General features: G+C 37.8%; 27 protein-coding genes and 1 pseudogene. 20 read left to right on the top strand and 8 right to left on the bottom strand.

What is annotated here, in order from left to right; genetic code table 11:
* Positions 1 to 213: 213 nt before the first annotated feature.
* Positions 214 to 345 (bottom strand): IS66 family insertion sequence element accessory protein TnpA, encoded by a 132-nt coding sequence (gene tnpA, locus L3081_RS29295; protein WP_420839790.1) that lies wholly within the window; start codon positions 343 to 345, stop codon positions 214 to 216.
* Between the two features lie 192 nt (positions 346 to 537).
* Between tnpA and L3081_RS25090 the strand changes: the two genes are divergently transcribed.
* The 8 genes from L3081_RS25090 to L3081_RS25055 all read left to right on the top strand — a co-directional run bounded on the left by L3081_RS25090 (position 538) and on the right by L3081_RS25055 (position 6,288).
* Positions 538 to 1,014: a hypothetical protein gene (locus L3081_RS25090; protein WP_242289303.1), complete on the top strand. Its 477-nt coding sequence runs from the start codon at positions 538 to 540 to the stop codon at positions 1,012 to 1,014.
* Between the two features lie 39 nt (positions 1,015 to 1,053).
* On the top strand, positions 1,054 to 1,539 hold the full coding sequence (locus tag L3081_RS25085) for a hypothetical protein (RefSeq protein WP_242289301.1): 486 nt from the start codon (positions 1,054 to 1,056) through the stop codon (positions 1,537 to 1,539).
* Positions 1,540 to 1,560: 21 nt separating this feature from the next.
* Positions 1,561 to 1,941, top strand: a complete 381-nt coding sequence (locus tag L3081_RS25080) for a hypothetical protein (protein ID WP_242289299.1) — start codon at positions 1,561 to 1,563, stop codon at positions 1,939 to 1,941.
* Positions 1,892 to 2,170 (top strand): hypothetical protein, encoded by a 279-nt coding sequence (locus tag L3081_RS25075; protein WP_242289297.1) that lies wholly within the window; start codon positions 1,892 to 1,894, stop codon positions 2,168 to 2,170. The genes L3081_RS25080 and L3081_RS25075 overlap by 50 nt, the downstream gene beginning before the upstream one ends.
* Positions 2,171 to 2,403: 233 nt before the next feature.
* Entirely contained in the window at positions 2,404 to 3,642 is a 1,239-nt protein-coding gene (locus L3081_RS25070) for an AAA family ATPase (protein ID WP_242289296.1), read from the top strand.
* Between the two features lie 31 nt (positions 3,643 to 3,673).
* Positions 3,674 to 5,461: an adenine nucleotide alpha hydrolase family protein gene (locus L3081_RS25065; protein WP_242289294.1), complete on the top strand. Its 1,788-nt coding sequence runs from the start codon at positions 3,674 to 3,676 to the stop codon at positions 5,459 to 5,461.
* Positions 5,462 to 5,590: 129 nt separating this feature from the next.
* On the top strand, positions 5,591 to 5,917 hold the full coding sequence (locus L3081_RS25060) for a hypothetical protein (protein WP_242289292.1): 327 nt from the start codon (positions 5,591 to 5,593) through the stop codon (positions 5,915 to 5,917).
* Positions 5,918 to 5,949: 32 nt separating this feature from the next.
* Positions 5,950 to 6,288 (top strand): hypothetical protein, encoded by a 339-nt coding sequence (locus L3081_RS25055; protein ID WP_242289290.1) that lies wholly within the window; start codon positions 5,950 to 5,952, stop codon positions 6,286 to 6,288.
* A 90-nt stretch (positions 6,289 to 6,378) separates the two neighbouring features.
* Here the strand turns inward: L3081_RS25055 and L3081_RS25050 are convergent, their stop codons facing one another.
* The 7 genes and pseudogenes from L3081_RS25050 to L3081_RS25030 form a co-directional block, all read right to left on the bottom strand.
* Entirely contained in the window at positions 6,379 to 6,780 is a 402-nt protein-coding gene (locus tag L3081_RS25050; protein WP_242289289.1) for a hypothetical protein, read from the bottom strand.
* 126 nt (positions 6,781 to 6,906) lie between these two features.
* On the bottom strand, positions 6,907 to 7,158 hold the full coding sequence (locus L3081_RS25045) for a hypothetical protein (protein ID WP_242289288.1): 252 nt from the start codon (positions 7,156 to 7,158) through the stop codon (positions 6,907 to 6,909).
* Between the two features lie 124 nt (positions 7,159 to 7,282).
* Positions 7,283 to 7,687 (bottom strand): YkgJ family cysteine cluster protein, encoded by a 405-nt coding sequence (locus tag L3081_RS25040; RefSeq protein WP_242289287.1) that lies wholly within the window; start codon positions 7,685 to 7,687, stop codon positions 7,283 to 7,285.
* A 29-nt stretch (positions 7,688 to 7,716) separates the two neighbouring features.
* Entirely contained in the window at positions 7,717 to 7,845 is a 129-nt protein-coding gene (locus tag L3081_RS27595) for a hypothetical protein (RefSeq protein WP_274620753.1), read from the bottom strand.
* Between the two features lie 12 nt (positions 7,846 to 7,857).
* A complete protein-coding gene (locus L3081_RS27590) occupies positions 7,858 to 7,986 on the bottom strand; it encodes a hypothetical protein (protein WP_274620752.1) in 129 nt (42 codons plus the stop codon).
* Between the two features lie 8 nt (positions 7,987 to 7,994).
* The gene (locus L3081_RS25035; RefSeq protein WP_242289504.1) at positions 7,995 to 9,248 is read right to left on the bottom strand and encodes a Y-family DNA polymerase; all 1,254 of its coding nucleotides are present in this window, start codon (positions 9,246 to 9,248) and stop codon (positions 7,995 to 7,997) included.
* A 2-nt stretch (positions 9,249 to 9,250) separates the two neighbouring features.
* Positions 9,251 to 9,665 (bottom strand): annotated as a pseudogene (locus L3081_RS25030) (LexA family protein).
* Between the two features lie 461 nt (positions 9,666 to 10,126).
* Here L3081_RS25030 and L3081_RS25025 point away from each other — a divergent pair.
* The 12 genes from L3081_RS25025 to L3081_RS24970 all read left to right on the top strand — a co-directional run bounded on the left by L3081_RS25025 (position 10,127) and on the right by L3081_RS24970 (position 16,855).
* Positions 10,127 to 10,636 (top strand): ParB/RepB/Spo0J family partition protein, encoded by a 510-nt coding sequence (locus L3081_RS25025; RefSeq protein ID WP_242289286.1) that lies wholly within the window; start codon positions 10,127 to 10,129, stop codon positions 10,634 to 10,636.
* An 8-nt stretch (positions 10,637 to 10,644) separates the two neighbouring features.
* The gene (locus tag L3081_RS25020; protein ID WP_242289285.1) at positions 10,645 to 11,100 is read left to right on the top strand and encodes a hypothetical protein; all 456 of its coding nucleotides are present in this window, start codon (positions 10,645 to 10,647) and stop codon (positions 11,098 to 11,100) included.
* On the top strand, positions 11,066 to 11,833 hold the full coding sequence (locus L3081_RS25015) for a hypothetical protein (RefSeq protein WP_242289284.1): 768 nt from the start codon (positions 11,066 to 11,068) through the stop codon (positions 11,831 to 11,833). The genes L3081_RS25020 and L3081_RS25015 overlap by 35 nt, the downstream gene beginning before the upstream one ends.
* A 76-nt stretch (positions 11,834 to 11,909) precedes the next feature.
* Positions 11,910 to 12,626 (top strand): hypothetical protein, encoded by a 717-nt coding sequence (locus tag L3081_RS25010; protein ID WP_242289283.1) that lies wholly within the window; start codon positions 11,910 to 11,912, stop codon positions 12,624 to 12,626.
* Positions 12,627 to 12,701: 75 nt separating this feature from the next.
* On the top strand, positions 12,702 to 13,454 hold the full coding sequence (locus L3081_RS25005; protein ID WP_242289282.1) for a hypothetical protein: 753 nt from the start codon (positions 12,702 to 12,704) through the stop codon (positions 13,452 to 13,454).
* A gap of 5 nt (positions 13,455 to 13,459) precedes the next feature.
* Positions 13,460 to 14,026: a hypothetical protein gene (locus tag L3081_RS25000; RefSeq protein WP_242289281.1), complete on the top strand. Its 567-nt coding sequence runs from the start codon at positions 13,460 to 13,462 to the stop codon at positions 14,024 to 14,026.
* A gap of 103 nt (positions 14,027 to 14,129) precedes the next feature.
* Positions 14,130 to 14,804 carry a hypothetical protein gene (locus L3081_RS24995; protein ID WP_242289279.1) on the top strand — a complete coding sequence of 225 codons (675 nt, stop codon included), beginning with the start codon at positions 14,130 to 14,132 and terminating at the stop codon, positions 14,802 to 14,804.
* Position 14,805: 1 nt separating this feature from the next.
* On the top strand, positions 14,806 to 15,228 hold the full coding sequence (locus tag L3081_RS24990; RefSeq protein ID WP_242289278.1) for a ThiF family adenylyltransferase: 423 nt from the start codon (positions 14,806 to 14,808) through the stop codon (positions 15,226 to 15,228).
* A gap of 17 nt (positions 15,229 to 15,245) precedes the next feature.
* Positions 15,246 to 15,587: a ubiquitin-activating E1 family protein gene (locus L3081_RS24985; RefSeq protein ID WP_242289277.1), complete on the top strand. Its 342-nt coding sequence runs from the start codon at positions 15,246 to 15,248 to the stop codon at positions 15,585 to 15,587.
* Between the two features lie 95 nt (positions 15,588 to 15,682).
* The gene (locus L3081_RS24980) at positions 15,683 to 16,081 is read left to right on the top strand and encodes a YopX family protein (RefSeq protein WP_242289276.1); all 399 of its coding nucleotides are present in this window, start codon (positions 15,683 to 15,685) and stop codon (positions 16,079 to 16,081) included.
* A 103-nt stretch (positions 16,082 to 16,184) separates the two neighbouring features.
* Positions 16,185 to 16,508 carry a hypothetical protein gene (locus tag L3081_RS24975; protein WP_242289274.1) on the top strand — a complete coding sequence of 108 codons (324 nt, stop codon included), beginning with the start codon at positions 16,185 to 16,187 and terminating at the stop codon, positions 16,506 to 16,508.
* Between the two features lie 179 nt (positions 16,509 to 16,687).
* On the top strand, positions 16,688 to 16,855 hold the full coding sequence (locus tag L3081_RS24970) for a hypothetical protein (protein WP_242289272.1): 168 nt from the start codon (positions 16,688 to 16,690) through the stop codon (positions 16,853 to 16,855).
* The last annotated feature ends 108 nt before the right edge of the window (positions 16,856 to 16,963 follow it).

The raw sequence follows: 16,963 nt of genomic DNA, 5'->3' as shown, positions 1-16,963 counted from the left end.
TGCGTAAAGCCATACCGATAAGTTGGGATCTTGCAGTAACATTAGTGATTCATCATGCGCAGTACTACGCCGTTAGGTAGTGCCAATTCGATATCCCAAGATGAGGGCGTGGCAATTGGCTCTTGGGTGATACCGACCCAATCGTCCTGTTGAGTTTCGGCTAATACAGGTGTATTTTCGACAACAGAAAGTGGTAATTGACTCGCTAAGCGTTTACGCCAAGCATAAAAAGCCGGAAGGGTTTAGTTTTTGTTGCTTACAAAAGGCTGCTATTTGCAAACCGCTTGATGCATGCTGCTTGAAGATTTGTTGCCATTGCTCGTGAGTCCGTCGAATATTTGCCATTGTTTTTCTCGGTTAGTAAATAATGGCATTACTTTAGATGATTTAGCTAGAGATGGAATACGGCCTAAATTGATCGCTTACTTTAAAAGTAGGCTTTTAGCCTTATGGGAAATTGAGAATATAAATTAACGCGAGCTAAATGAGCTGTAACTCACTTAACTCGCTAATCAAAATAACTATTAAGGAGTTGAAATGACTACGCAAGATAATAATGATATTTCAGAGGTTAAACCAGAGTTTTCATTTAATACATCGATTAAAACATGCTTGCTACCAACGCTAATTGTTACTACATGTCTATTTTTTTTAGTGCAATTATATATTTTGATTGATTTAAACCAAGCTATAATTGGTGAATTTCTTCGAGTGGAATACATTAATCTAAACTATCTCTTTTCAGCAATATATTTACCAATGATGACTGCGATTTACGTGACTTGTTGTAATATAAAATACAATAATGCATTTACAGAAACGGCTTTAACGACCATGTACGGTTGCCTTGCTATTTTGTATATAGGGTTAATGCTTATTATGTTTCACTCATTTGAAACCTTAGAACTGTTTACTCAAATCCAAGATATTTTACATACATTTACTTTTGCTCCACTCTGGTTGCTTATGGCAGCTTTTCTTTGTTTTATGGCCGTTGCGAGTCATAACTCATAACTATAAAAATAAGTTTAATTAAAGAATAGGTACACAAATATGACATTCGGAATTATGCAAAACATAGGCTTTTTTAGTTACATCTTGGTCGGAATCTTTGGAGTAATCATACTCCTTTCAGTTGGTGTTGAGTTGCACAGGGTTTGTGTAAAGAAGCAAGATAGACAGTTTTGGTCGGGTATAAGCTTTTTATTCGTCATGTTTTTCTGTGCAGTAGGTTTTCAATTTAGCATGGACTCGCTTAATAAACATCAGCTTGAATCTAGCCTAAAAGGTGAAAACTTAACTTTATCTGGCTCTTTAGGGTATGAAACATTAATAAAGGAATTTGACTTAGGTGAACAGTATGGTTGTGTTATCGAAGATACGCATGAATCTAAACAGTGCATGTTTTTAATGATGTTTAAATCAAGTGAGGAACAATTTGCTAGCTTCGTTTCAACAGATAAACGCTCTATTGTTCGTTATGGTGTTTGGCCTAATGATAGAAGTTTTGAATTTCCTGCTTTTAAATTAATAAATTAACCTATATAGGAAATTTGCACCATGAGCAAAGCGTTACCAAAATGTTCCGAGTGTGGCTGTTCTCCTTGCTCTTATAGGGAGCTTGCGACAACTGCCATTCGTTTTGATTTAACTAACAATAAATTTGATGAAGCAGGCCAATACATGCACCCTAATAAAACAGGGGTACAGCACACAGGATTTAATTATCATTTCGAAGAAAAAGCAATTGAAATTGAATCGGAATTAGAACAACCAGAGCGCAGTGGCAAAGTTGAAGCGCAATGTTCTTGTGGTCATATATGGATATTAAGAAACTTTAGTACTATTGACGCTTTAATCGACCTACATGGCTTTAACAAAGGTAAAAAATATGAAGTATGGATGCCCTCAATGCGGTTCACCAGTAAATGCGTGGGCTGATTTAGATGCGACAGTAAATTTTGTAATCAGCAAGTCAGGTAAATTAATTAAGCAAACAATTACTAATAATTACCAAAGTGACGGTCGCTGTGGTGTCGAATGTTCGGAATGTGATTGGGCTGTACACAGAGAAGATATTAAAGCTCCTCACGCTCATTTTAAAAAGCTTGCTGATGATGCAATGACTAGGCAAGGAACTATGGCTAATTTGTCTGTTAAACGATCATAAATTAATATAGGAAATTCATGATACCCCAGATAGTTAGGTCTGGAAATAAGCACTTATCAGGGATGCCTGATGTGCTAATTGTAGATAAACGTCTTCTTTTCAAAACATATAGAGGGTATTGAATTAGCAAAGAGGTCATTATACCCTTTGTATTATACCTTTTGTATTATACCTTTTGTATTATACCTTTTTGTATTATACTTTTCGCATCATACTTTTTAGGATAAATAGTAATGAACACCAACTCATTCCCTCTCAGAATTGCATCAGGTAAAGCATTTTGCAACCGAACTACAGAAAGAGATAAACTTAAAAAACTGATTTTAACAGGCCAACATTTATGGTTACAAGCACACAGACGACACGGTAAAACGTCCTTAATATTGCAAGCGCTAAACGATCTGAAAACTGAAGATCAACATGTTCTATTTCAGCGTGTCGATTTAGCTTTTACCACCGACCGTCCCTCTGCCCTGAAAAAGCTTTGTCAAACAGCCAGTAAATTAATCATTGAAACTATGTCTACTGCAAAAGAGATCAATGAAAGCAATAAGCTCTCAATTATCGGTCAAAGACTGCAAAACTTATTTACTCGATATGCTCCTAGTTTTTCTCTTGATCGTGGGCAACCTTCAATGGCTTTCGGAAAAGAAGCATCATTGGAAATGATGGGGGAAACTTTAAAGAAATTAAATGAACTTGGTAAAGAGCACAATATTCGTATTGTATTTATGATCGATGAATTTCAACAACTTTCCAAAGTCGATAATAAATCATTTGATATTGAAGGTGAAATTCGGCACCACCTTGAATTGTCAACCAATGTTACTTATGTGTTTTGTGGTTCAGAAAGAAATCTAATGCAACAAGCAATGGCTGATCAGAAAAGACCTTTATACAAGCATACTTATAGATTTGAAATTGAAAGAATTAGTCAAAAATGTTATCTCAAACACATTAAACCGATTTGGGAAAAACAATACAATAAAACATTTGATATGTCTGTTTTTGAATACGCTATGCAAGTAACACAGAGACACCCTTATTATGTAAATTATATATTCTCAGAGCTTTGGTTAAGTGATAATCCTCCAACGATAGATAATGCCAATGACGCGTGGAAAAAAATTGTTGATGAAGAATTAAATGAAAATAAAAGCATGATCCTAAACTTAAAATCAAATGAAAAAAAAGCGCTCAAAGCGATAGCTATACATCCAACGAAACAAATTACTTCTAATGAATTTATTAAACTTTCAGGTATCCCAACGGGGTCAGCAAAAAAAACAATCAATCAATTAGTAGACAAAGATCTAATTTACCTTAATGATGGTGAATATCATGTCGTTAACCCAAAGATTAGGCTCTTTAGCTCAACAATAATTGCTAAAAAAGTGGGTTCGGTAGACGTGTTTGCCAAACATTGCAAAATAGCTGAACCACTTTGTTGCGCCATCACCCTTCTCTATTAAGATAACTCCATTAACCAAGTGGAGAGCCATCATGTCAGCATACGGCGTACAAATTGAAACACCTATCCAAAATATCAGTCACCAACACCCAAAATTTGAAGAAACGGTAGAGCGAGCAAAGGCGTTGTTTTTAGATGGATGGAAAGTTTCTTTAGGCCTCTCAGGTAAAGACAGCGGTGCTGCCGGCGTTTGTATTGTAGAGGGGTTACTTCGAGCTACAGCGGTTAATCCTGAGCATGGTGGTGCACTTCATGTTGTTACTACAAACACCACGCTAGACAACATGGTGCTTCATGATTACATGATGCAACTGCATGAAGATATGCGACATTACGGGCAAGAAAACAATCTTCCTATCTTTACGCATGAGCTTAAACCTTCTTTAAGCAAGTCCCCAATGGTCGAGTATATTGGAAAAGGTAAGTTACTGAGAACCGCAGCTACGTCCAATAATGGTAGAGATTGTGCTATCGATTGGAAAATAATTCCAATGAAGCGCTTTTTAAAATCACTTCAAAAGCAATATAAAACCACTAAGATTGTTTCAATATCAGGCTCAAGAGAAAGTGAGTCGTTAGCACGCTCAAAAAGCCTAGCTAAACGCTCAGAAAGTGCAACTGAGATGGTATCAACTGATCTTGGTTGGAGCCAACCTATTATAAAAGATTGGACGCTAAATGACGTATGGCAATTATTTAAGTTAATTGATGATGGTGACATTGAAAGCTACAGCGACAGGTTTGACCGTATGAAAAAACATTATTCTTCAGCGAATAATGGGGTCTGCGATTTGTTCGCCGGAGACACAAAAAACGCTTCAAAATCAAAATCATGCGGCTCCCGTTTTGGCTGTACCCTCTGCTGCGTGAATGGAGATAGTGATTCCGGCCTAGAAGCACAGATAGAAACAGACCCAAAAACGTATGGATTTATGAAGCCATTAAATGAATTGCGCGAGTTTATGCTAAATGGCCTCTATGACTATGGAAATAGATCCATCGAAGGGCGCACGATGAAAGATGGGTTCATAAAAGTTGCGATTAATCACTACAGTATTGAGTACAGAATGGATCTCTTACGATACGTCCTTAGTATGCAAGTAGATGCACTTGATAAATATGGGTACCACGCGATTGACTTAATTGACTATGAGCAGTTGTTGGCTATCCAATATTACTGGTCACGGGAAGGGGAGCCTGAACCCGGCACGGCATTAAAAATCTGGCATGAGATAGTCACAACCGGTGAACAATATTATCCAATACCGACTATTAAAAAAATTGAAAAAGGCAAAACGCCAACGGATCGCTATTTTGATTTACAGTCACTACTTGACGATGAAAACCCTATCGGCCTAGATGACGAGGGGTTAAATGATCAGTTTAAAGATGCTAAAGCACATTACAGCCGTAATGGAAAAGACCAACAAGTGATCCGCTATAATGAGAGCCGGCTTTTCTCGGTTGTGACTAAAGATGGTTTGGCGATGGACTTCGTTGAAGATTATTATCCTATGCTTGTCGAGGAAGGACACCTTTTAAATAAATGTTCATCGGTAATGTTAAAGCACTTGATTGAATCTGGCGTGGTTCAGATCACAAAAGGAAGTATCGCAAAGCTTCACGAGGATACTAAAAGATGCCAAGCATTAAATATTCTGCAATGGAGTAATAAGAAACCAACCCCTGACGCTATACGTGATAATAGCGTAGATAAAAAAGCAATGATGGCGATTATTGAATCTCGCACACAAGATGCGATTGAGCCTATTACAATGTCAATCGAACCCACCACCAACCAATTTTCCTTGGCGCTATAATACTTACGCACAATGTCAGTGATTGATATTGTGCGTCCATCAATTTATCTCCCCTCTTATGTCAGGTTTGTGGCGGCATTTGTCTTTCATCTTATTATGGTTACAACTTAACAAGAGAGAGATTTTAACATGACCAACAGCAACAATTCCGATATGCCACGTTTTAAACTTAATCGTTTATTAGGCGCAACAGATAGACTACAAACGTCAGGCGTATTCAAGTCTCACATTGACCAAATAGCGCACTTGGAAGTGCTTCTTGTTACTTGTGTTGGTAATGATGCAAGCTCACCTGATTATGATGTTGATTACCCTATCGAGGGTGTTTTATTTGAAGTAGTTAGCGGTAATGAAACGCGAACTTTTAACTTGGCGAATGATTTAAAAAGTTTTATCAAAAAGCATATAGAAGATCATGGTGCTAGGCCGTCATCCTCAATCCTATTAAACAACTAACAGCGTATCAAATTAACACAAAGGAAAAAAACATGATGAATATTGTGACAGCAACTCAAAAAAAAGGGATTGAAGCTGAAAAAATGTTGTCTTCATTATTTTGTAAGTTAAGAAAAACGGGTGCGAACAACAAAAACAGATATGAAGATTTGAAGCGCTCTGATTTTAAAAAAATAGCTTCGTTGGTGAAAGATTTAAACAGCCTCATTGACGTAGAGTTGGTAGCTGAAAAATGTATGGTCGAATACGACTTGCCTCATATCGACGCTAGGTGTGCTCTATATGCGGCACTTGCTATCAGTCGCGGTGCTTCATTTAAGAGTGCAATAACAACCAGACTTATTGACGTAAAGAAAATGAGAAAACTTTAACCATCACACATTTCCAGACTTATCAATCTAGGGTAGCTTTAAATTCCCTTGTGTACCTTTAGTGTTTGTCTTAATTAAATGAGATCTTTTTTACGCTAAATAAAGATTGTAAAATATATCACCATACGCCCAAGTCATTGTCCCTAGAACAATCATGAAACCAAGAACACTCTGACAAGCCATAATTAACCATTTGTTATCCTGGCGAAACTTAATGGTATTAGTTTCTCCTATCCCCTGAAATATACTGCCAAATCCGTAGGCAAGTAGTAATGATTCGCTCATAGTCGCCCAAATTGCTACAAGAGCACCGCTTCTTCCGAACCATGAGGCGTGATCATCGCCGTAATAAAACCACCCTTGGTAAGCTGCGATTAAACTTAATACAGAGACAATAAGATATAGATATGCTCTGATAATCCGCCATGTATTGTTACTACACCATTTTTGATAACGTATATTCATTTTTGTAAATATCTTATGCTCTTCCAATTAATCGTTTTCCATACTATTCAATTCAAGGCTATTTACTCTGTGTTTTTACTAACTAATCATGCAGTGATGGTAAATGTAACCCCAAATTGGTTCTTTATCGTCTTCCATATTTTCCCTGCGTTTTTATTTAAGATAGTTACCAATGTAATATCTAATTTTTTCAATAGTTACTTCACTAGGAGGGCAGCTTTTCAGGCTAACACTCTTAAGAATAATGTTGTTTTTTTGAACACTTGTTAAGTTGCTGATTTTTTCTTTAAGTTCAACAACTGAATAATGAACCCCGTCAAGATTTAAGTAATATGAATGAAATATTCTTTCTATAATATTTATCATTTGCTTTTCTAGCTTACTTTTATCTGGTTTTAGTTCCATCCATATTCCCTCTAGTTAATTTTGTGTTTTTTCATATAAAGAACCACCTGTTCAGGAGTGCCAATTTTTTCATCGAGATCTACTTCCTTGTATATTACTTCTTCCACTTTCAATTCCCCCTGTGTTAAATAACATTATTATCGCTCTGGAAATACTCTCTAATATCCTTCGGCTTTTCAAAATTACTTTTTGATAAAATATGAATATAAGAACGCTCAACTTCACTAAACGAAAGCAGTTCTTGACCAAGATCATCGTTATTAACGCATAAATCATTAGTTGGGGTGAACACTTGATGTCTTCGACATAAAAATGGCCTTACTTCGTAAACTGAACACGAGTTATTTTTTAGAAAAGGACAAGGCTCACCTATCACAAGGTCTTTTGTTGCGTTGTTATATGCTTTTTTGGCTTTTGATTTTATCAATGACAACTCTATTTCAGATACATCAACTCTGATCTCACAACAGTAAGAACACCCTTTTTTACATGGCGTTAGATGACTAAAGCTTGTTGATATCTTCCCCATAAATTCATACAAGTTAACTAGTTGTTCTGTTAAGTTTCTTTTGCTTTTTTTACTTTATCAAACAGTTTTTCTTCCTGAGTTTTTAATTTGATAGGAATTATTTCAATCGCTTTTGCTCTGTTGAGCTTTGAAGCGATTACATCAGGGTGTTCATCCATTTTCATTTCCCTCTATAAACCTTGTAGCGAAATACCATCAAGGTTATTGATTTTTTTAAGCTCGTTTTTCTCATAATCATCGAGGTCTGAAACATCATGATTTTGATAACCGGCATTAACAATTATTGTCGCTGCAATCATCAGCTTTTTCAACAAAAGATTTTAGGAATATCTGACCATCTTGTAGTCCAACGGGGAGATAAAAATTCTCTTCGCATAGCCCATTTTTCTTGTCTTGATTCACTGCCAAGTTGTAATGAACCTCGACCAAACTTTTGATTTATCTGACTGTAGCAATTCATCAACGCAGGGTTTTCACGAGATAAAAATAAGTCTTGCTGCTGAAAGTCTCGACTTTCTAGCTCAATAGCACCAACCCCACAACGATAATAAGGCAATCCTTCCACGTACAACGCATGTAGTACTTGTTCAATGGCAGAAGCCACAAAGCAAACATTGTCGGTTGCTAAAGGAAAATCATACATAATGCCTTTTTTAACATATCTTTCATCGTGAGGTGAGCTAGAAGCAAAAATATAGAGCTTCTTAATTAGCGAGTGTTGCAGTCTTACTTTATTACAGACCTTAACAGCATGAGAGGTTAACGCTTTACGTAAGTCATGATAATTAACTATTCTTTGACCATGTGAACGAGTCGAAAATATTTCTTTTTTGGGTGATTTCACATCATCCCAAGATAAGCACTTAACCCCGTTTAATTCTTCGACGGTTCGCTCTACAGTAACACCGAATTGCTGCCGCATAGATTTAGGTGAACGATTGGCTAAATCATAACCAGTTTTAAGTCCTAACAAGCTTAACTTTTGACCTAGTTTACGGCCTATACCCCAAATGTCATCGAGCTTCATTTGTTCGAGAATATGTTTTCGTGAATAGTCATCATCAATTACCGCTACTCCATCACTGTCAGGTAATTTTTTACTCGCATGGTTAGCAGCTTTAGCAAGTGTTAGTGTATGACCAAAGCCCACACCTACAGGCATTCTTGTTTCACGCCAAACAGCACGTCTTATTTCATGACCGTACTTGTACCAATCTTTGATAATGCCTTCATAATTTACAAACTTTGAAAACGCTTCATCGATAGAATACTGGTAGGTGTTATCACTAAAACGTGCAATCACAGCCATCATTTTATCGCTGATATCACCATATAATTCATAGTTGCTAGAGCGTATAACTACCTTATGTTTTTGTAGCAACCACTTAACTTTAAAATAGGGTTGAAACTTAGGAATACCTAGTTTTTTAGCAATAGGACAAATAGCGACTATGCAGCCGTCATTGTTACTTAAAACAACCACTGGCCTAAAACGAATACTAGGATCATTAACTTTTTCAATACTAGCAAAACAGCCGCTAGCATCGGTCAAACCTTGCATTATCATTTATTAAATGCCAATAAATTAAAGGTTTCATCAAACTTTCTGACGTTATAAGTCACCTTACCCTCTAACTGAAAAATATCACTTTCCGAAATATAAACAGGTTGATGATCATCTGACGCTGATAATAAACAATTATTCTTTTTATCAAGTATTTTACAAATAAAGTTACCGTTGAAATTTGCCACGATTACCGAGCCATTTTTAACATCTTTAGCCCTATCAACTATCAATAAGTCACCAGAAAAAATACCAACCTTTTGCATAGAATCACCAGAGGCTAAACCGACGAAAGTAGCGTTGGGATTACTTATTAATAGTTCATCAAGAGACAAACCCATTTCACGGTATTCTGCTGTCAAGCGATTCAAAGCCAGTGATGCCGCAATCACAATAAATAGGAAGAACTTGCATGATCACACCTCAAATGCAACTGTATATAATTACAGTATACGGCATTTTCAGAAAACTGAACAGATTTTAAGTGTTGTAGAGCATCATGTGACCGAATCTGTGCTCCCAACAAATCTGATTGAATAATAGGGCTAACTATATGGCAAGTATATTAAGTAATATTTACGTTGAAACAAAAGCTATAGAAATAGCATTAGCAAAGCATAATTTACTGTTCTACCCTGTTTATAATTAAGTGACGAGCTTTGATTTTATTTCAATTGAGAAAAGAAAGCACATCAAGAACGGGCTAGGCAAAAGCAAATGGCCATAATCACCCCCATAATATAAAACCAAAGTGAAAAGTAAACCTGCATCCGTTAGGTTGTTCACACCAACAAAACCACTTTGTTGCGTCATTTTGTTAACGCGTTTTAATAGAACCACTTAACCAACAAACTATCTAACAAGTGAGAAGTATTATGTTTAACCAACTTCAAGACAATGCTTTAATTTCTGTTACACCTAGCGCATTAATTGATATGGCATTAGGCGGCAACATTCGTCGCAAAAGACGTAATTTTGAAGAATTCAAAGCAAAAATTAAAGCACAAGGAATTATTCAACCTGTTGTTGCTAGACCTATTGAGGGTAATGAAAGCCAGTTAGAGTTACTTGGTGGCTATGGTAGACGAGATGCGGCTCTGGCTATTGGCTTAGATGAAGTACCTGTGCTTATTCGTGTTGTTGACGATCAGACTGCTTTAGAGATACATTTAGCTGAAAACCAAGACCGCGAAGACGTAACGATAGTTGACGAAGTTGAATTTGCGAAACGCTATATCAGCTTGCATCATGGCGACCGCCAATCAGCCGCTCAAGCACTTGGTTGGGAAGTGAGTAAACTAAGCTCCCGATTAGAGTTGTTAACCTGTACACCTGATGTATTAGATGCGCTTGATGATGGTGTGATTAAAGTGGTCACGCCCTGACATTGAGTGTGTTCAATGAAACTATTCAAAACAATACATTATCAAAGGTTATCAAGGAAAAGTGGACAGTAAAGGAAACCAAGGCTAAAGCTAATCAAGTTCAGATCCCGTTATCCATTGCAAAATTTGATTTAACCGAGTGTAATACCTGTCCTCATAACTCAGTGCGCCAAAGCGGTTTATTTGACAATGGTGATGTTGATGCTAAATGCTCTAACAATACGTGTTTTAAGGCTAAGAATAAAGCATATATGGAAGTGCAGCTTAGTGAAGCTCAAGAACGCTTTGGTACAGTGTTGTTACTAACAGAAACAAACAAAGCCGATAGAAAAACAGTATCAGCTACCGTTGTTGGTGAAACACAATACAATGAAAGCTGTGAAGCGTGTACCGACCGCGTAGCCATTATGGACGATAGTATAACGGGCAGTGCTTGGTCGTATCGCAGAAAGTCAGTGCATTAACATCAAGTGTTTTACTAAATGCGCTAAAGCTCACATAACAGCAAGCCAAGCGCCAGTAGAAACCACGCCAGTACAAGAAAACACAGTGTCAGCCAATGATACTGGCAATGGCGAGAGCGCGAACCCAGTAAAAAACACTGAAAAAGCGCAAGCTAAAAAAGTCGTTGCTACAGGCAAAATATCTAACCCTGCCGTTGAAGCGCATACAAAAGAATTACGTCACATTCTTGGTCGTCAGCTTCAAGACAATAAGAAATTCTCATTAGCGTTACAAGTTGTGTCTTTAATGAAGTTTACCTCATATAAACTGATCTCAAACATCGATACCTCTGTTGCAAAACTAATGAAGAAAAGCGAAGAAGAACTAACCAATATGATCGATGGTATTGTGTTATTTGCGGCTATCAAATCAGAAAGCTTTGGTGGTGGTGACATCAAAGGCGCAAGTAATTTACTTGCCCATAGCGCTTGTGTTGAGCCAGAGGGATTAGGTGAGCTTATCGCGCAATGGACACCGACTAAAGATGTATTGAAAAATTATACAACCGCACAGTTGATTTCAGTATGTAAGTTAAGTGGCTTTAGTGAAGCGATGGAAAAACAAACCCCTGATTCATTCACCAAGTTAAGCAAAGGCAAAAAAGATGTGCTACTAACAGCTATCTTAGAAACCCCGTTTGATTGGTCTAATTTTGCGCCTATGGGCTACCAAGCATTATTGCCAAAAGCTTAAACTGTTCAGGCGCAGCTTTGTTGCGCCACTTCTCTTTTATCACACAATAGCGTTACATTTATTACGGAGTTATTTCATGTTTTCATCTATCGAAGAAATTATAAAAAAAGGTCAGTTTTCAGGTTGTAATATCAACATCAAACCAATGCCTAACGGTACGTCAGCCGCAGTATTAACCTTTCTCTTACCTGTTGGGAGCAACGAAGCCAATGCAATCGTTGATAACAAAAACAACGATGAACTTGATCGGTTTTATGCCCTTAGAAGCGCGTTAGTCTCTCCATTATTAGCGGTTGATACAGGTGAGGGGCTTGAAGCCGCTATCGAACAAACACTTGTTAATGTCAGTGAAAGTTTTTGTGCGGGCGCTAAAGTGTTATCAGCGATGGACGTATCAGCCCTTGTTGAGCAAGCGACAGACAACGTGACAAGCACGGCAAAAAAACCACAAGAAAAGACAGCCGTAAAGTCTAGCAAGAAAACTAAATCACAGAGCAAGCCAAAAGCCGTTACTGAGGTTGAAGAAGAACCACAGGTGGTAGAGCATAGGCTGGGAAAAAGAATTAGATTCACTATAAGGAGAGTTGTCATGGCTAAAATACAATTTAAAGTGGGCGCAAGAACAATTGATGCACCTTTACCCGATCAAAACCTTGAAGCTAACGTAAAGCAATTGGCGATGAATTTTCCGCAATTTCGTTGGACAACGATTTTAGAGTCTGATGCTCAAATCGAAGATGATGGCAGCTTAACGTATGAGTTGGTTTTACCGCCAATGAAAGCCAATGGGTAGTTCTACTTTGTGGCGTGATATGTCTCAGGCGATAGAATTATCCCTATCTAATGAAGCAAGTACAGAGAGTCCACCATGCGAATACAAGGGAATCAAGAAAGAGCGACTAACGCGTTTTTGCCGTTCAATCCAACAGCTAAAGCCAACATCGCGCTCAATCAGCCACATTGCCCCACCCATTCTCTAGCTTTATTTGCATTAAGAGGTCAATCAGTGAATATCGAATCGTCACTGATTGACAATGCAAAAGCCGCAATCGCCAAATCCCGACAGTTACATTTTACTCGCCAAATCAAAGAAAGCGGTGTGATTATTGAATCATTCTTAGCTAAAGGTTTAGCTGATGCTGAAAAAGCTAAAACACTAACGAATGCACTTAAATCAGAGGATTGTGATCTCATTGAGCTGTCATGGAATGACTTTATCAATAACGCCATGCAAAACCTGTTAATCACAATTAACGACCACACCAAAACGGCACTAAAAGATGTAGAGGGTATTGATAGCATACTTTCACAAATCAATGAGAAATACGGGTTTTACAATCTGAGTATTGAACAAAACCATAGTGGTCAAGCGTGTGATTTAAAACTGACCAATACCGATTTTTTTTGTCATGTTGATACTGAGCTTTTTGCCATCAAAGATAAAAAACTACAAGCAGCTTACAAAGCGCTTTTAGATTATACGGTAATATACGGAGGCATTTGGCAAGAAAATGTCGTGCATTTATCATATCCAGAGCAATGGTCAGCAACCCAAGAAATCCAAATAACAGCAGCCGAAAAGTTATTAGTCGAGCTTAAAAATACGCCACCGAACAAGTAGCACTTGTGGTAGATAAACACAGAGAATTACCCTGTACTAAAAATCTAATAGAGTGTATTGATGAAATTGAAGACATGGCTTTTTGTGGTGAAGAAGTTGAACCCGACGAATATAAGGCATGGTTACTCACAGAATTAAAGGGGCAGGTTAACGTTAACCACAGAACGAATCAACTGCACTGTATATTGAAAGAACCCTACACTTTTGATGAATGCCCTACCAACAATGTTGGGATGCAAATTAGGGCTTTACGCGAAGCTTGTAAAACTCACTTAAATGGTCATATTCCTTTTAGTCTTGAACTTGATGAAGATAATATTAGTAATCTTGCGTTTGTTTTGAAAAACAGCGTAGAAGAAAGCGTACTCGACTCTATCAGTCAGAAACAATTTGAGCATTTTTGCAATGCAGGAGAGGACTGTGAGGCGTATAGCATCGATGTAAGCTGTGATGATTGGCTAGATCATCTACAAGAAATGATATTAGCGTTAACGATTACATTTGTTGCCATTACCGCTATATCCGATTCGTTGCGAGAATCCGATTCGTTGCGAGATAATGAAAACGTGTGATCCTAGCTCTATTATTTAGTGACAGGAAAAACACCATGCTTTCACAAACAGGTATTTCAGCGGTAAGCGTACCGGCCAATTCAAGATTACTTCATCTATCGCTTTGACGTTCTCGCAAGTTAATGACGAGTGCATTGTTGCACACCATGATATTACTGATGGAAAAATCGGTGTAGGTCACCCTATTGACCCCACTGATGCAGCCCAGTTGGTAAACACCTTAGTTGAGAAAAAACGTGTTGTATCAGGTCGGATAGACAGTCGCATTATTTTTGAAAACGATAGTCACCTTGTTTGGTATCGTCAGGCAGACACAACCAATACCTCGCTATGGTTTAGGTTTGATAATTACCCAAGTATTGAGGTTTGCGCTAAATTACCCACCTTGATTTTTATTCGTAGTAAAAACGCCAGTACTACCCGTGTTTTTGCTTGTACGGGCAATCAACGCCCTACCCCTGAAACCAAACTTTATCATGCACCGCTTTTTAATACGGGCGAACAAGGCGCGTTTTGTCTTGGTAGTGCCACTGTTCCCGTTGGATTAATGGAAGCAACCGAAATGATTTCAGGCACAGAAAATGCCATTTTCGATAGTGTATTTACACACACTAACCAAGCGCATACATTTTCTAAAAAACACGGAGACACAATCACCAACAAAGAGCATTTGACCATTTGGCAGGACTTTGCAAAACGTAATGAGCGCCCGAAAAAAGCCGACTTAACCCCTATGAAACACACGCTGTCTGACATAATCAATGCGATGGAAAAATAACATGACCACGATAATTAGCCCTGATTTTTTAACTAAATTTGCCACTCAAGGAACTCAATCATTAAAAGTGGTGGTTGTTGGTCTTGGCGGCACAGGTAGTGCGCTGCTAGGTAAGTTGTTTCAACTGCACAATACGTTGGTTGCACTTTCAGGGAACGGTTTGCGTGTCACTGTTTATGATGATGATGTCGTGTCACAGAGTAACATTGGGAGGCAAGCTTTCTACCCGTTCGATTTACATAGACCCAAAGCACAGTGCCTTGTTGAACGGTTCAACGCTTTTGGTAGTGTGAACTGGAGCTATCACAATGAACGCTTCGATAAAGATTCACTGGAGCATAGTTACAATGGTGTGGTGGTCTTTGGTTGCGTAGATAATGTTCTTTGGACGAAAAGCCATTCACAATGCCTTTACCACTACTGATAATTGCCTTTGGATAGATGTCTTGTAACGACAAAGATAGCGGCAATGTCATTATGGGAATGTCAGCGCGTGTGGATAAGGAATTAACTTACCTACCATCGGTTGTCGATCTTTATAAAGAACAAATAGAAAACCATGTTGATAACAACAAAGATTCTTGTAGCGCCTTAGATGCAATTAATAAACAGTGTTTTGGTATTAATGACATGATTGCCTCACATTCCATTCAATTTTTATGGCAGTTAATTCGATACGGAAAGGTAGATTACCAAGGTGTATCGTTGAGCCTAAAAACAGGTGCTTGTGCGCCAATTCACGCAAATAAAGAAACATGGTCAATGTACGGGTATGTTCATTAGTCAAAAGGAATTCAACTGACAAGGATTGCTTTGTGGCGAGGCTTAATTTCTTGGTTATGATGTGTTCACTAAAACACACAACGAGTTGATTTGAAATGCGAGAAATAAAATTTAGAGCAAAAGCGATTGTTAATGATATTCATAACAACATTAAAGTCGGTGATTTCGTTCAAGGTCAATATATCGAAAGTGGCTGCGATGCGCCCTGTATTATTTTTGGTGATGGTGAACAAATAGAGGTTGATAGGAAAACTCTTGGTCAATTCATTGGAGAAAAGGATTGTAGCGGCAATAGTATTTATGAGGGGGATATTGTTTCTAAGCGCCTCATTGATAATTCCGTTCATCAATGCGTCGTTCGATATAGTGAAAAATACGCTAAGTTCGTTTATTGCCCTATTTCAGAAGAGTGGGATTTCGATAGGGATGTGGTATGTGGCCCTTGGGAGCGTAAAGGATACAAGGTGGTAGGCACTATTCACTCAAAAAAATAGATCTGCAACCGATAAATGCAGCCTTGTTGCTGCTTTGTGGCAAGAATTAGGCGATTAATTATTATGTCTCTACTGAAACAACATCACGCTAACAGGGTGTAATATGAACAATAAGGCTTATGTCATCAAACAACTTAAAACACTTAAAAAAAATATCGGTAAGCAAGGTCAGTCAGGACTTGAAGCGCGTATAGCTTTTTTTTGTGTTGCGATAGTGTCAGGGCTTAAAGAAGCGCTAAATAGCTATGAGTTGTTCGATAAACACAACCTTGGTGAACGTGATTTATGTACGTGCTTTGAAATGCACGATGGCGACGAAGTTGTGCATGGGATCATAAGTCAAGCAAAGAAAAACCCGTTACTTGATCGCATGATCAAACGTGAGTATGGCGAAGAGTTTTTCAAAGGTCATGTCGACATTCAATGACATTGAAAACCGTGATATATCAGGTGAGCAATTATCTTTAATATAAGTAAAAGCAAGGGGTATTAGGCACTGGTTGTTCGTGTTGAGCTTTTGTCTATACCTGCTTTGTAGCCGAAATAATTCTTAATGAGATACTGCATTTAAGTTAATTAATTGAGCAATCAAGAGGTATTACTTTTATGTCACATCCACCTATTAGTTTACAAGAACATTCGTTAGAAACTCGCTTAGAAAGCTTAAAAAGCCAACTTAAACGCGGCAAGCACTCAAGAAGAAAACTAAGTTATCTTTATGAGCAGTTGCGTTTAGTGTCTTCACAATTAGACAAAATCAAAGGCATTGGTTAAGCAACACAAACCGTAATTAATGAGATATTAATTTAACGGTCTGGGCGAAATTCTCCATTCATAGCATTTCTTTGCTTGGGTGGAGATGGATAGCCCACCAACAAAGCA

It is taken from the genome of Colwellia maritima (assembly GCF_022669015.1).
In the GTDB taxonomy this organism is placed as follows: Bacteria; Pseudomonadota; Gammaproteobacteria; order Enterobacterales; family Alteromonadaceae; genus Colwellia; species Colwellia maritima.
This window is presented reverse-complemented; position numbering and strand designations above follow the sequence as displayed.

What these genes read in the sequence shown, in the direction of transcription:
- tnpA (WP_420839790.1), bottom strand. Translation starts at nt 345, where the DNA reads ATGGCAAATATTCGACGGACTCACGAGCAATGGCAACAAATCTTCAAG.
- L3081_RS25090 (WP_242289303.1), top strand. Translation starts at nt 538, where the DNA reads ATGACTACGCAAGATAATAATGATATTTCAGAGGTTAAACCAGAGTTT.
- L3081_RS25085 (WP_242289301.1), top strand. Translation starts at nt 1,054, where the DNA reads ATGACATTCGGAATTATGCAAAACATAGGCTTTTTTAGTTACATCTTG.
- L3081_RS25080 (WP_242289299.1), top strand. Translation starts at nt 1,561, where the DNA reads ATGAGCAAAGCGTTACCAAAATGTTCCGAGTGTGGCTGTTCTCCTTGC.
- L3081_RS25075 (WP_242289297.1), top strand. Translation starts at nt 1,892, where the DNA reads ATGAAGTATGGATGCCCTCAATGCGGTTCACCAGTAAATGCGTGGGCT.
- L3081_RS25070 (WP_242289296.1), top strand. Translation starts at nt 2,404, where the DNA reads ATGAACACCAACTCATTCCCTCTCAGAATTGCATCAGGTAAAGCATTT.
- L3081_RS25065 (WP_242289294.1), top strand. Translation starts at nt 3,674, where the DNA reads ATGTCAGCATACGGCGTACAAATTGAAACACCTATCCAAAATATCAGT.
- L3081_RS25060 (WP_242289292.1), top strand. Translation starts at nt 5,591, where the DNA reads ATGACCAACAGCAACAATTCCGATATGCCACGTTTTAAACTTAATCGT.
- L3081_RS25055 (WP_242289290.1), top strand. Translation starts at nt 5,950, where the DNA reads ATGATGAATATTGTGACAGCAACTCAAAAAAAAGGGATTGAAGCTGAA.
- L3081_RS25045 (WP_242289288.1), bottom strand. Translation starts at nt 7,158, where the DNA reads ATGGAACTAAAACCAGATAAAAGTAAGCTAGAAAAGCAAATGATAAAT.
- L3081_RS25040 (WP_242289287.1), bottom strand. Translation starts at nt 7,687, where the DNA reads ATGGGGAAGATATCAACAAGCTTTAGTCATCTAACGCCATGTAAAAAA.
- L3081_RS27595 (WP_274620753.1), bottom strand. Translation starts at nt 7,845, where the DNA reads ATGGATGAACACCCTGATGTAATCGCTTCAAAGCTCAACAGAGCAAAA.
- L3081_RS27590 (WP_274620752.1), bottom strand. Translation starts at nt 7,986, where the DNA reads ATGATTGCAGCGACAATAATTGTTAATGCCGGTTATCAAAATCATGAT.
- L3081_RS25035 (WP_242289504.1), bottom strand. Translation starts at nt 9,248, where the DNA reads ATGCAAGGTTTGACCGATGCTAGCGGCTGTTTTGCTAGTATTGAAAAA.
- L3081_RS25025 (WP_242289286.1), top strand. Translation starts at nt 10,127, where the DNA reads ATGTTTAACCAACTTCAAGACAATGCTTTAATTTCTGTTACACCTAGC.
- L3081_RS25010 (WP_242289283.1), top strand. Translation starts at nt 11,910, where the DNA reads ATGTTTTCATCTATCGAAGAAATTATAAAAAAAGGTCAGTTTTCAGGT.
- L3081_RS25005 (WP_242289282.1), top strand. Translation starts at nt 12,702, where the DNA reads ATGCGAATACAAGGGAATCAAGAAAGAGCGACTAACGCGTTTTTGCCG.
- L3081_RS24990 (WP_242289278.1), top strand. Translation starts at nt 14,806, where the DNA reads ATGACCACGATAATTAGCCCTGATTTTTTAACTAAATTTGCCACTCAA.
- L3081_RS24985 (WP_242289277.1), top strand. Translation starts at nt 15,246, where the DNA reads ATGTCTTGTAACGACAAAGATAGCGGCAATGTCATTATGGGAATGTCA.
- L3081_RS24980 (WP_242289276.1), top strand. Translation starts at nt 15,683, where the DNA reads ATGCGAGAAATAAAATTTAGAGCAAAAGCGATTGTTAATGATATTCAT.
- L3081_RS24975 (WP_242289274.1), top strand. Translation starts at nt 16,185, where the DNA reads ATGAACAATAAGGCTTATGTCATCAAACAACTTAAAACACTTAAAAAA.
- L3081_RS24970 (WP_242289272.1), top strand. Translation starts at nt 16,688, where the DNA reads ATGTCACATCCACCTATTAGTTTACAAGAACATTCGTTAGAAACTCGC.